Origin of the sequence: Methanimicrococcus hacksteinii, from assembly GCF_032714515.1 — an archaeon.
GTDB lineage: Archaea > Halobacteriota > Methanosarcinia > Methanosarcinales > Methanosarcinaceae > Methanimicrococcus > Methanimicrococcus hacksteinii.
Genome location: NZ_JAWDKC010000015.1, coordinates 54,464 through 67,553 on the forward strand (window position 1 = coordinate 54,464; position 13,090 = coordinate 67,553).

Here is a 13,090-nt window from a genome sequence, read left to right on the forward strand (position 1 = left end):
GTTTATTTCATTTTAAAGTTAATGTTTGAAAACGCGGGGTCATTTTCGGTTCGTTTTTGAAAATCGTGTTGCTTCGCGCGCGGCGCGGCAGCGGGGCAAAACGTAAGGTTTATATTTGTAAAACTGTGTTATAGTCAAACCTTAAAGATTACGATTTTTTTCTAAATCTTATCTTCATAACATTTATTATAATTGTTCGGATTTCTCGGCGGCAATCCGAAGTCATCGAATAATATCTCGACTGATATTATTTTTGTAAAATTCAAATTTAGCATTCATTATTTATTAATCAACCAAAAGGAAATATTAAAAGAAAAGGAGGACTGATTATGGGCAAGACAGGAAGTATTGTTTGGGTCAGAGTTAAAGGAAGAAAAGGAAACGCAAAGAAAGTCGAAAACGGATTGAGCGCAAAAGCACACCCGGGACCGGCACAGAGATTCACTTCTTCCGGACACAAAAGAAGATACATGAAGAGATCCCCCAAGGCTCTCGCAAAATAAGTGTGAATTGTTTTTTCAATTCACTTTTTTTCATTTTAAACTTTTTTAAAAATAAAAAGACCAAGCATTCAAGCTTGGCGGCTGTTTTTTCGGTTTGTTTTTGACTGCTTCAAGTTTTCCGTTGCCTGTCTGAGTTTTCCTTTCACTGTGCGGCGGTCGGGTTTTTCGGAATCTGCTTCCGAATTTGAAGTGCTTTGCATTTTTTGAGCTTCTTCATTTTTTCTGAGACAGCGTGAGTGACGGCACACAACGGATGCATTTTCGGAGTTTTCATTTTTGGAAGATGCGTTTTTAGAATCCGGAATTCGGGGCGGTGACTCGCGAAGCAGTTCGTCGGGAAGCACGATGTCATCGGCGCAATACACAAAGTAATAAATTGTCTTGTACAAAAATTCGACAATGGATTGGGAAATATAATGCGCTTCAATCTTTTTATCTTCTTTTCGGATGGCAAGCGCTTTTCCGCAGTCTGAAATGACAACGGCGCTCTGGTTGACCAAATGACTTTCTTCCAATTCTTTTAAAATCGGTTTGACATTTTCGGGATATAATGTCAGCGGGAGCGTTATGTCATAATCCTCCGTGCTGTTCACTAAAATTAAGATATTCACTCTTTTCTTTATGGAAACAAGTTCGCTTTCAATATCTTTTAAAATTTCCGGAGAGCGGGAGAGAATAATCAGGTTCTGATTGGTTTCGTCAAAAACCTCGTTCAGTTTTTTGCGGACCGTCCATTCACTGCGCAGGTATCGAATGGAAACGATTTCGTCCGATTCGTCTTCAAAAAGGTGGACGTCCATCTCTTCAAAAGCTTTGGAAATGTCATCCGCGGTTTTTTCATAATCTTCCCGAAGCATCTGAACCAAATCTTCGGGATCCGTGGGTTTATAATGAATCGGCGTCCCGCGAAGTACTTCTGCGTACCGTTTGCTGACAAGATTGTCTAAGACTTCGTAGAGTTTGGCGCGCGGAATGTCTGTGAAATCATGAAGTTCGCGAACGCTCGGCTCTTGTAAAAAAACAAGGCCGATGTAGGCTTTCGCTTCGTTTTCGGAAAGCCCGAATTTTTTCAGGTTTGGAACCAAATCTGTGTTTACCATTGAAAAGCAGCTCCTGTTTGAATTAAGCAATATTTTGTTTTTGTTTTTGTTTTTGTTTTCATTTTTATTTTTGTTTTTACCGTTTTTATTTTTAACAATTTTTGAAAAGTGAATACAGTTTTTAAAATTTGTTACTCTGAAAGTGACAACAACATTTATATATCTTCCTGAAATATTACCGTTTGCTAAAATTTGTTACTCTGAAAGTAACAACATTTTATAACTTCTTCTCTAAAAAGAGTTAAGAGACTGCAAAATGAAATGCAGGCCTAAAACGAAATGGATTTAATTTCCTTCAAAAACACGGTTCAAAAACGAATTCTAACGAATTCTAAATCAAACCCCAATAAACCATCAAAAACAACCCAAAATCAAAACCAACCACAAAAACAATCAATTAAAACCAACCAAAACCCAAAAAACCAACCAAAAAACCAAAATCCAAACCCAAAAACCTACCCAACAGTAAACCAAAAACAGCAAGAACCAAAAAACGGCTGAAGGAAATTAAATTCAATTTTTTAAAAATAGAAAAAGATATAACTTAAAGAGCGTTTCAAACGGTAATTTAATAAATTATATTTAATGCAAAAACAATTCAAAGATTAATTTAAACATTAATTCAAAGATTAATTCAAACATTGTTATGATGCAAAATATTTTCATATGAAATAATGTCAAACAATTTCAGATATTGTTAAAAAATGCAAAACAATTCAAAACTATTCAAAACATTTGTGAAAAACAAAAACAGTTTAAATCGATTTGCAGAGTAATATATTTTATATTTTAGTCGAGGATTTTTATGTCTTTATCAAGCCTTTTTGAAAAAATGGGAAAATTTGCGGACTCTAATCGCTGGCTTGTTTTCATCGGCTTCATTGTTTTAATTTTAGTGGCCGTTTACGGCGCGACCGGAATTACGATGTATTCCGGCATGGACACTTATATCCAAAAAGATTCCAAAATGTATCAGGATCTGGACCAATACACGCGTATGTTCAGTGAAGAGTCGATCGTTATCATGGTCGAGGGCGCGAATGTCCGGGATCCTGCTCTTTTAAAAGCGAGCGATCGGCTTGAAAGTATGATGGAAAATGTCGCCGGCGTCAATTCGGTTGTCAGTCCGGCAACGATAATTAAAGCAACCAATGAACAAGTAACGGGGCGGTCGGAAATTCCGTCTTCTATTGAGGAAGTCGAAACACTGATCAGCTACAACCCCGGCGTTTACGAGCAATTAATTTATGATGACACACACTCGTTGATTTTAATCAGCTACGGAAACATTTCCGAAGAACAGAAAGCGGATATTTTGGCGGCCGCGAAAGACGCCGTCAATTTTGCTTCTTTCCCGCCCGGGTATAATTTAATTGTGACGGGAAATGCGGCGCTGACGGGTGACATGAATGTTGAAATGTCCGGCAGCATGGTTATTTTGTTGGCGCTGGCCGTTTTGCTGATGGTTGTTGCGCTCGGCCTTGTTTTCAAAGGCGTCCGCTGGAGACTTTATCCGCTGGTCGTGGTTATTTTCGGCCTGATTTACACGTTCGGCTTCATGGGACTCGCTCAAATTAATATGACGATGGTCTCAATAGCGGCGTTTCCGATTCTCATCGGCCTCGGCATTGACTACGCGATTCAATTCCATAATCGTATGGAAGAAGAACTTCGAAGGGCTGATACCCGCCGCGAAGCGGTCATCTCTACTTTTAAATACACAGGTCCGGCCGTTTTAACGGCATTATTCGTGACTTGCATCAGTTTCGTTTCGCTTTTGACATCCTCGATTCCGATGATTCAGGATTTCGGAAAACTGCTGATTATCGGCTGTATCGGCTGTTATACGGCAGCTCTGTTTTTCGGGACGATTTCCCTTTATTTCATGGACAAGCTGTCCGAACGCGTTCATAAAAAAGAAGAAGAAACCGGCAAAAAATCAATCTTCAGCCGTGTTTTCCCGGCTTTGGACAGACACAAAGTCACTGAAATTGAATCCGCGGATTCGACAAGCAATATTATTACATCCACTTTGAACAAAGTCATCGACTTCACGCTCCGGCACAAGAAAACGATTTTCATTGTGGCGGTTGTCACCGGTGTTTTAGGCGTTTACGCGGATTCGACAATTCCCGCAGAAACCGATTTCAAAACTTACATGCCGCAGGATATGCCGGCGCTCGTTGATTTCTATCACATGAGCACGGTTATGGGCGGATCGGATACGATTAATATTATGGTCCAAACGTCGGACATCGCATCACCTTATGTTTTGAAATGGATGGATGAGTTCGGGGCGTATCAGACGATAAATCAGGATTACGTTTACGGTGCCGACAGTTTGGCAAATATTGTCAAAGATTACAACAACGGCGAAATCCCCGATACAAGAGAAGAAATCCAGGCAATTTACGATCAGCTTCCCGACGGCACGATGGAACAGTATTCATACGGCAATTCGATGCTGCTTCTGAATCTGGATGCCGGATCGGCGGTCAGTGATTTGCCGATGGACGGCGTAAAGACGCTGGTTGCAATCATCGACGAAGATCTGACATGGCATCAGATGCCGCCCGGAACAACGGCAACGATTACGGGCGCAACGGTCCCGTACACGGAACTTTTGGACTCGCTTCTCTCCGGCCGCGTTCAGCAGACATTGCTCGGCGTGTTCCTGGTTTTTGCCGCGCTCCTTCTGATTTACAGAGACATTTACAAGGCGCTCGGTCCCGTTCTGACGATTGCGCTCGTGATCGGCTGGTCCGGTCTTGTGATGTATGCTTTCAATATCGTTTACACGCCGATGACGGCTGTTATGGGATGTATGATATTGGGCGCGGGATCGGAATATTCGATTCTCTTGATGGAGCGTTTCTACGAAGAGAAAGGTCACGGTCTGCCGGCAACGGATGCCATGAGAACGGCTGTGACGAACACAGGTATTGCTTTGGTCGTTTCGGGAACGACGACAATTTTCGGGTTCCTGGCATTGACGGCATCGGCATTCGGCATCATTTCCAGTTTCGGTCTGGTGACGGTGATTAACATGCTCATGACGCTTCTGGCTTCATTTGTTGTGTTCCCGCCGCTGATGCTGACGTTTGACAACTTAAGAGAAAAAGGTTTCAAACAAACAATCGGCGACCTGAAAGATTCATTATTTTCAATTTTCAAAACAAACAAGAAAACGGAGATGATTTAAATGAGCACGATTCGTGAAAATCAAAATCATCCGGCAAATATCGAAAAATTAAGAGGCTACGGCACAATGAACAGACAAAATGAAAAGACAAGCCGAAGCAAAACGCAGTCATCCAAATTCTGCTGTTTGATTGCCGCGGCATTTATATTAATTTCCATTTGCAGCCCCGCCGCCGCTGAAAGTTTCATCCCTGTCATGGGATCGGACACGCTTGACTATTACGTCGGCTACGGCGAGCCCGAAATCACCGGCGCGCTGCGCGGCAATCAGGAATTCAAAAAAGGCGAAACCGCATCGGTTCAAATTGCCGTTGCCAACAAAGGACTGCTGGAAAAAGTGGTGTACAGAGAATATGTTATCGCTTCGACGATGAACATCTCAGAATTATACTATGAGACAAATGAGACATATCCGGTGGGCCATCCGCAAGAAGGTGACCCGATATATGCGTGGGGAAATTTCATCTCGCTGGAAAATTACGGAACTTACTTAGGTGAATCCGCTGACATGAACCAACAAAACACATTAGCGCAAACGGAAATGATGATTGAGGCGAACCGAATCAACGCGCAGTCTCTGAATATGAAATTTGTTTGCGACAGTCCGTATATCGAAGTCGATAACAGCGGCGATTACAAATATCTGAGCAGTTTGAACAGCGGCTCTTACAGTGTTGTGTCCGTTCCGGTTAAAATCAGTCCGAATACGCCTGCCGGGGAATATATGGTCAACATGACGGTTGATTACAAGTATCCTTCCAACGCGAAAATGATTAAAGCGGGTAACGGAACCGACGGTTTTACGACTTTCCTTTATTCCGATTCTTATGTCCAGGAATATGAAACGCGCCAAATTGTCATACAAATCCCGATTCATATTACAAGCGGCGCTGTTTTTGAAGCAACGGAAATCAACGGCACAATCACGGCCGGAAAGACGAAGACGGTTGCTGTGACATACACGAACATCGGCGACGAGACGGCTTACGATGCGGAATCCAAGCTCAGCTTAATGCACCCGCTCAGCTCAACCCGAAACAAAGGTCTTTTGGGAGATGTTGCGCCGGGCGAGTCCGTCACGATTGAATATCCGATTACGGCTCACGGGTCGGCCATGGAAAAAGCCTACGGTGTGAATTCCGATGTCAGATATTATGACGACGAAGACAAATTGCAGATCGCGCCCGCAATTAAACTGGATATGCAGATGGTGAATCCGTTTACCCTGTTCACGTTTAAAAATGCGTTAATCGGCGTGCTGCTTCTTGTTGCAGTGTCTCTTCTTTATGATTACTACAAAGGAAGCAAGAAAAAAGGCGGCAAACGGGAAGAATCCGAAACGGGCGTCATCAAATCCGATGAGGTGTGATTGGTGATTTCCATAAATTGAAAATTGACTGTTTGTCAAAGACTGAAACGGAATTTATCCAGATTTATGAAAAATTATCAATTATTGGATTTATGAAAAATTATCAATAGGATTTATCGAAAATTATCAATTATTGAATTTATCGAAATTGAACTTGAAAATATATCAGAATCTTTCAGAAGTAAAAATAAAAAATTGTGATCTTTATGTTGAAAAATGTTAAAAAATATATGACTGTTGCCGTTTTGGCAATTTTTGTCCTCAGCGCGGCAGCGCCGATGGCTTTGGGCGCCGCGGCAAACCAAACCTACTACGGAAGCTTAGGCAGCAACTACTATTCTTTCTACGGCGAGCCTGACATTCATGTCAGCGTTCAGGGCAACGGCGAATATTCCCGCGGCCAGACGGCAACCGTTCCGCTGACGCTGTCCAATCACGGCGTCATTGAAGGATTTAAAACCGAAAATGAAGTGAAAGATCGGGGAAGCAATGTCGACAAGCAATTAAACGCAACTCTTCAGCAAATGGAACTTGAAAACATCAATACCATTTTAACCGCTGTCGGCGTTACGGCATCGCTTGAATCCGACGTTTCCGGAATTACCGTCAAAACAGGCTCTCAGGAAGCCGGAAGTTTGACCTCGGGCGCAACGTCCAATCCGCTCAACTATTACGTTGACATCCAAAAAGATGTTCCCGCCGGGGAATATGAATTGACTTTGAACGTGACTTTCAAGCATTTGAGAAATGTGATTTATGATGCCGACGCCATCGAAAGCGTTGCAGGCCTTGCAGGCATCCGCAACTTAAACGCTTCTTACTGGTACAATGAAAATGTGAGCCAGAAGATTCCCGTCACCATCAAAGTGAAAGAAGCAACAAAGTTTGAAATCGTGAATGTGGACCATTCTTTGTCTGCCAAGAACGACGGCATGCTTTATGTGACTTACAAAAACAACGGCGAAGAAATGGCAAAAAGCGCATTCGTCCGCTTGAGCACGGCAACACCGTTCAGTACGACGGACGACCAGTCTTATCTCGGAACCGTGAATCCCGGGGATGAAGTGACGGCCGCCTTTAAAATCAGCGTTGATGAAGATTCCGTCATCTTTGACAAACTTTACGCAATCAACAGCGAGATTTTGTATGAAGACAATTACGGCCACCAGCAAATCACCGACGCTTTGAAAGTGGAAGTGCAGGTTGCGGAAACACCATTTTGGACAACGGCGACGATTCTTATTGCAGTCATTGTGATTTTGGTTGTTTTGGCCGCCGGCTATTATTTGATCATGTCCCGCAAATACAAAAAGGAAGGACTTGACAAAAAACCGTTTGACGGCGTCCGTGAAAAACTTTCCGGCGACAAAAAAGAATAATGAACGGCAACTGCCGATTCATTATTTTCATTTTTTTTAAATTTATTTTTTGCGTTTTTACACTTTTATTCTTTTTTTTTTTTTCAAAAGTTTATTTTTGCACTTTAAACGCTTTTCATGTTGTTTCCATTGGCATTTCCCGTCATTGAAACTGTTTGCATTTTGATTTGTCCGTCAATGAAGTTGTTTTCATTTTGGTTTGCCTGTCAGTGAAGCTGTTTGCATTTGGAACTGTTTGACATTGGTGTTTACTGCATTGGTGTTTGCCGCATTGGCATGCATCTCACTGTTTCCGCATGCGCCCGCTTCTTTTTATCACATCCGCTCGCTCTCGCGAGCGTGGGCACAGATTACCTTGCCGATTCTGTTTGCCGCCGCCGGGCGATTCCGTCAATACAGTTGCATATTTGCTGGCCTGTTCCCTTCGTCCTGCTTCCTTCAGCCGTTTTTCTGCGCCGCCGCGCGCGAGCCGCACAAATTTTTAAAAATGAAACAAAACCGAATCCCGTTTTTTCGGTTAAAATTCAAAAAGTCCGGTCACAATTCTATCTCTACGTCATAGATTTTGCTCGGAATTTCTTGGTGTATTCTCCAAAACGGTTCTTCGCCGTAAATTTCAATCAGCTTTTTCGTTTTCTTGGGAACGGTTTTCGGGCCGAGGACAAATCCGGGTTTGTCGGGGTCGTCAACGTAATCGGTTTCCATCAAAAAACGATTTCCTTGTTCCAGCGCGATTTCTATGTTGTCTTTGCCGGCGGGAATGCTCGGATAAATGCCGAACGGCTCGGCGGCGGCAACCAGCGGCGTTGCATGATGGTTGACAACCCTTTCCGTGCTGATTCCTGCGCTTCGTGCGATTTCCGCGATGTTTTGAATGCTCTCGGGCGTCATGTCTTCGACATGGAGCTGGACGGCGCATTTTAAATCACGGCCGAGACTGAAAACACGGCTCATGACTTGGTCGGAAGCTTCCCGTATTTCGGGCGCAACGGGGAAATGCGGGCGGCCGCTTTTTAAACCGACGGCTTTTCCTTCGCGAACGTAAGAGGCGGCAATCTCAAATCCGCCGCACATGATTTCAACGGCTTTGCCAATTCCGTTTTCTTCGGACAAATAAAGAATGTCGACCGGATGAATGCCGAGGACGGGAAATGCGGTGACGCCGGTTTCATTGATTTTTCCGGCGGTTTCAACGGTTTGGTCGAATACGATTCTATAATCTTCCGGCTTTTTCACGGAAACGCCGAGATGGCGGCTCGGAAGCGTGACCAGAAACATATGTGTGCCGCCGGCATTTTGGAAATCGCGGACGGCATCCAACCCGCGGCCGCGGTTCATATCAATGTGAATGTGATTATCCGTTATCGGAAGCTGAGACATTATGATTTTCCCGGTTTTGAGTCAATTTTGATTCGGCTGAATTAAATATTTATTGTTGTCTTTTCATTTTATTTTTATAAAAGATTTTCATCAGCAAATTTGCATTTTGCAATTTTACATATATCTGCAATTTTCTGTGATTCTTCAAAACGTGATATCATGAAAACATCAAAAACAATCGGAAGGCTGACTTTGGTTTTGGAAGGACAGGATGTCGGCAATGATTTACTGGTTACGCTGACGGGCGGAAAAGCCCACATCGGTGCCGCAGCACTTGCTTATCCTGATAAGGAGACGGGCAGAATTACGGCATCGGTCATGTCCGCGCCCGGCCACAAAGAAGAAGAAATTGCGCTTTACGGCGCCAAAACCATCAGCAAAGAAACGAATAAAACGGTTTTGTTTGCGGCCGGCATTCATTTGGATGACATTTCCGCCGAAGAAATTGAAGAAATTGAAAAAGCATGCATGGAAATGATTCAAAGCTGTTTGAAAAATTTGGATTAATGATTGATTCGATTGATTAACGATTAACAATTCACGGATATAAGATTAACAGATTAACAGATTAACAATTCACGAGTTAAGATTAACAATTCACAATTCACGGGTTAAGATTAACAGATTAACAATTCACGGGTTAAGATTAACAATTCACAATTCACGAATAAAGATTAACGGTTAACAGATTAACGATTAAATTCGGATAAAAACGGGGAAAAAACATGGAAAAAAGCATGGAACTTATTATCGGAATCAGCGGCGCTTCAGGTGCCGGGTACGGCATTCGCCTGCTTGAAATTTTAAAAGAAACGGATATTCAAACGCATTTGATTATGACAAAGGCGGCCGAAGAGATTATTCGGACGGAAACGGATTATGATCCTGAAAATATTCGAAAGCTGGCGGATTTTGTCTGGGATGAAAAGGATTTTTCGGCTCCGATTGCCAGCGGATCTCATAAGGCGGCGGGCATGATCATTGCGCCCTGCAGTATGAAAACGCTCGGCCAGGTGGCAAACGGCATTTCCGACAATTTGCTTGTCCGCGCGGCGGATGTTTGTTTGAAAGAAGAACGGAAATTGATTCTGATGGTTCGGGAAACGCCGCTCAGTTTGATTCATTTGGAAAATATGGTTGCCGCCAAAAAGGCCGGCGCAACAATTATGCCGGCAAGCCCGGGATTTTACAGCCGGCCGGAAACGATTGATGATTTGTACAATATCATGGCGGGACGCGCTTTGGATTTGGCGGGCATTGAAAATCATGTTTACAAACGCTGGAAAGATGATGAATAATCCGGAAATGCGGTTTGAAACAAAAAAACATTATCGGGATTCTATTATGAAATCAAAATCTATATAAATCAAAAAGTGTTTTTATGTTTCCTCTGCTTTCGGCAGAGAAAACAAAATCATGTAATCACATCGGGATAGTAGGGTAGCTTGGTCCATCCTCGAGCGTTTGGGACGCTTGGACCGCGGTTCAAATCCGCGCTATCCCATAAGATTAAAATATCAACAAATTCTTTAATCATTCCCGAAAAATCTCGTTTATTCATTTTCAATATGGGATAGTAGGGTAGCTTGGTCCATCCTCGGACGTTCGGGACGTTCGGACTGCGGTTCAAATCCGCGCTATCCCATTTCATTCATTTTATGTTTTTGTTTATCATGGTTTTATTTATTATGTTTTTATGTCTCTGCTTTTATGTTTTTGAATGGATACATATTTTGAAATTCATCATTTTATTTTCCGTTTTTTAATCCTATATTTATATTTATTCATTTTTGAATTGTTTTTTTTGTTTTTTCATTGTTTTTTAATTTGTCTTTTTTAGATTCTCTTGTTATTGTTTATTTGTTCTCTCTGTCGATACGCATTTTTATATTTATCATAAAATATGATTTTTTGGATCCAATTTCGTATTATGTTTCGAAATATATAGAATATGTCGCAAAGATATATATCTCGAAATGTGATTGATTAATATGTCTGAGAAAAAAGTTTGAGAATCAGTGTTTTGTTCAGGATTGATTCAAAAAATGATTTTTAAACTTGATTCAGAAGACAACCATTTACAAATTAAAATATGAAGAAAAAACAAAAAAATAGAAAATTTTTCCGCAATAAATCAGGTGGTATAAAATGGCTTCTCAAAGCTATATTGAATTTAATAACGGTGCCAAATGTCCTGTTGAAAACTTTAAATTACTGAATGCAAAAAACAGTGAACAGCAGTTAATTGATGAGAACGGAGATGTTGTCAGTCTCCATATTCCCGAAACTTTGAAAGTCAAATTCGAAATGGATTTAAGCGAAAAAGAAGCCGAAGAAATCCTTTCGTTATTAAACAACGGTCATAATTTCACGACAGTCCATTATGATCATGACGCTGAATTGGAAAACGGTGTCGGGTATGGAAATTGCCATGCGCTCGTCGTCAATAAAGATCCGGCCTCCAAAAAAGCATACGTTGTCTGCAACTGGCCGTTTACGGAAATGAATATCTTAAATATGTAAGAATTTTCAGAATATTTTAAACACTTAAAAACGGTTTATGTTGTTTTATGTTAAGTGTTTAAAATATAATACTTTTTAAATTCGTCATCGAACTGCAGGATAAATTTTAAATTTTAATGAAATTTTATTCTGCAGCTCGGGATTTTATGTTTTTTTAATTTGGAAATATTTTTTGTGTTTATTCGAAGGAATCATCAACCATTTTAATTAATCAATTATTATATTATTGTTGATATCTAGTTTGAATGAATTAAAAATTCTTAAATACAAAGACGTTAGAGTATTAACTAATAGAATCTGGTAAGCCACTCACGGAAGTTTATCAGGTCATCTCGGATTTGCCAAGTAATATTTAGTATTATTTGGCAAATTCAAATATTTTATTCGATTAACATGCAGCAATATGATAAAATTCCGCTTTCTGTTTCAGAACAAATTAATAAATTAGAACGAAAAGGAATGGTTTTTAAAAATGCGGCAGAAAAAGAATTTGCAGAATCTTTTTTGACTCATAACAGTTATTATCGCTTGAGCGGATATGCTTTTTCATTTAAAGATTATAAAAATTCCGGACAACCTTTTTTACCCGGAACTGATTTTGAAAGTGTGTTTAATTTATACTTATTCGATTCTGAACTTCGTTTATTATTAATGAAAGCAATCAGCAAAATTGAAATTGCATTTCGGACTCAAATTATAAATGAATATTCAACAGCACATACAGGACATTGGCATTTGAATTCAACTCTTTTCAAAAAATCCGTAATTGTAAAAAAAGGCGGAATAAAAGACAAAAAAATATGCATTTATGTTGATTACTATTCAGATTTTTTAAATAATCTGCTGAGAAGTATGGATCGAAGCAGAGAAGAATTTCTCATTCATTATTACAAAAAATATGATTATCCAGAAATTCCTCCAAGTTGGATGTGTTTAGAAACATTAAGCTTTGGAGATCTTTCGTTTTTGTATAAAAATTTAGATGAAACAGAAGGGCCTAAAATTAATGTTGCAAAACATTTTGGTTTAAAAACCACTCATCTCATGAGTAAATGGATTCATAATATTCATATTGTAAGGAACATTTGCGCTCATCATGGCAGATTATGGAATAAATCTATACCTGTGGATATTTTAAATCCGATAAGTATTGAGCAAAATGTTGTAAATCCGTTTGTTAATGTCATCCATCAAAACCCACGCAATAGATCTCGATTATATTCTTCTATATGCTGCATTCAATATTTACTTGACATCATTGAAAAAGATAATAATTTTCGAGACGAACTTAAACAATTGATGATTAAATTGCCGGCTTCGAAAAGAGGAGAAATGGGATTTGTAAAAAACTGGGATAAGGAGTTCTTTTGGAATCTAAAATAATATAGTAAAATTGTTTTTAAAAAGTTTAAAAGTTTTTTAATTACATGGCATTTGATTCTGCTCATATGCCATGCAATTGAAAAGCCGAAACGGCTTTTTTTTCTGCACATTATTTCTGTGCGCGGAAGTATTTGCGGACATCGAATGTGTATTCGGATTCTGCAAAGCTGCTTTCGCTCGTTTTAAATCGAAGTTCTTCACCTTCGAAAAAGTCTTCTTCAAACATTTTATCACCTTTTTATATCCCTTATG

At 40.3% G+C, this 13,090-nt stretch carries 12 protein-coding genes and 2 tRNA genes; 12 read left to right on the forward strand and 2 right to left on the reverse strand.

The features are described 5' to 3' along the window. Nucleotides 1–329 precede the first annotated feature (329 nt). A complete protein-coding gene (locus tag MmiAt1_RS04640) occupies nucleotides 330–503 on the forward strand; it encodes a DUF5350 domain-containing protein (RefSeq protein WP_316559478.1) in 174 nt (57 codons plus the stop codon). Between the two features lie 68 nt (nucleotides 504–571). Here MmiAt1_RS04640 and MmiAt1_RS04645 read toward each other — a convergent pair whose 3' ends face one another. Next, nucleotides 572–1,603 carry a helix-turn-helix domain-containing protein gene (locus MmiAt1_RS04645; protein ID WP_318785729.1) on the reverse strand — a complete coding sequence of 344 codons (1,032 nt, stop codon included), beginning with the start codon at nucleotides 1,601–1,603 and terminating at the stop codon, nucleotides 572–574. Between the two features lie 279 nt (nucleotides 1,604–1,882). Here MmiAt1_RS04645 and MmiAt1_RS04650 point away from each other — a divergent pair, with 279 nt between their 5' ends. The 5 genes from MmiAt1_RS04650 to MmiAt1_RS04670 all read left to right on the forward strand — a co-directional run bounded on the left by MmiAt1_RS04650 (nucleotide 1,883) and on the right by MmiAt1_RS04670 (nucleotide 8,037). After that, the gene (locus tag MmiAt1_RS04650; protein WP_318785730.1) at nucleotides 1,883–2,104 is read left to right on the forward strand and encodes a hypothetical protein; all 222 of its coding nucleotides are present in this window, start codon (nucleotides 1,883–1,885) and stop codon (nucleotides 2,102–2,104) included. Nucleotides 2,105–2,408: 304 nt separating this feature from the next. After that, nucleotides 2,409–4,805: an RND family transporter gene (locus MmiAt1_RS04655; protein WP_318785731.1), complete on the forward strand. Its 2,397-nt coding sequence runs from the start codon at nucleotides 2,409–2,411 to the stop codon at nucleotides 4,803–4,805. Further along, nucleotides 4,806–6,173 (forward strand): COG1361 S-layer family protein, encoded by a 1,368-nt coding sequence (locus MmiAt1_RS04660; RefSeq protein ID WP_318785732.1) that lies wholly within the window; start codon nucleotides 4,806–4,808, stop codon nucleotides 6,171–6,173. It begins immediately after the preceding gene. A 206-nt stretch (nucleotides 6,174–6,379) separates the two neighbouring features. Next, nucleotides 6,380–7,552, forward strand: a complete 1,173-nt coding sequence (locus MmiAt1_RS04665) for a COG1361 S-layer family protein (RefSeq protein WP_318785733.1) — start codon at nucleotides 6,380–6,382, stop codon at nucleotides 7,550–7,552. Between the two features lie 263 nt (nucleotides 7,553–7,815). Next, nucleotides 7,816–8,037, forward strand: a complete 222-nt coding sequence (locus tag MmiAt1_RS04670) for a hypothetical protein (RefSeq protein ID WP_318785734.1) — start codon at nucleotides 7,816–7,818, stop codon at nucleotides 8,035–8,037. Nucleotides 8,038–8,089: 52 nt separating this feature from the next. On the opposite strand, the gene MmiAt1_RS04675 is transcribed toward MmiAt1_RS04670, so the two are convergent. Continuing rightward, the gene (locus tag MmiAt1_RS04675) at nucleotides 8,090–8,932 is read right to left on the reverse strand and encodes a TatD family hydrolase (RefSeq protein ID WP_318785735.1); all 843 of its coding nucleotides are present in this window, start codon (nucleotides 8,930–8,932) and stop codon (nucleotides 8,090–8,092) included. Between the two features lie 159 nt (nucleotides 8,933–9,091). On the opposite strand from MmiAt1_RS04675, the gene lpdD reads away from it, so the two are divergent. From lpdD to MmiAt1_RS04705, 6 genes are all read left to right on the forward strand, one after another. Next, on the forward strand, nucleotides 9,092–9,439 hold the full coding sequence (gene lpdD / locus MmiAt1_RS04680) for a prenylated flavin chaperone LpdD (protein WP_318785736.1): 348 nt from the start codon (nucleotides 9,092–9,094) through the stop codon (nucleotides 9,437–9,439). Nucleotides 9,440–9,669: 230 nt separating this feature from the next. Continuing rightward, on the forward strand, nucleotides 9,670–10,230 hold the full coding sequence (locus tag MmiAt1_RS04685) for a UbiX family flavin prenyltransferase (RefSeq protein WP_318785803.1): 561 nt from the start codon (nucleotides 9,670–9,672) through the stop codon (nucleotides 10,228–10,230). A 131-nt stretch (nucleotides 10,231–10,361) separates the two neighbouring features. Next, a tRNA-Pro gene (locus tag MmiAt1_RS04690) sits at nucleotides 10,362–10,436 on the forward strand. A gap of 66 nt (nucleotides 10,437–10,502) precedes the next feature. After that, nucleotides 10,503–10,577 (forward strand) — tRNA-Pro (locus tag MmiAt1_RS04695). 503 nt (nucleotides 10,578–11,080) lie between these two features. After that, the gene (locus MmiAt1_RS04700; protein ID WP_318785737.1) at nucleotides 11,081–11,455 is read left to right on the forward strand and encodes a hypothetical protein; all 375 of its coding nucleotides are present in this window, start codon (nucleotides 11,081–11,083) and stop codon (nucleotides 11,453–11,455) included. Nucleotides 11,456–11,848: 393 nt separating this feature from the next. After that, entirely contained in the window at nucleotides 11,849–12,838 is a 990-nt protein-coding gene (locus tag MmiAt1_RS04705) for an Abi family protein (RefSeq protein WP_318785738.1), read from the forward strand. The last annotated feature ends 252 nt before the right edge of the window (nucleotides 12,839–13,090 follow it).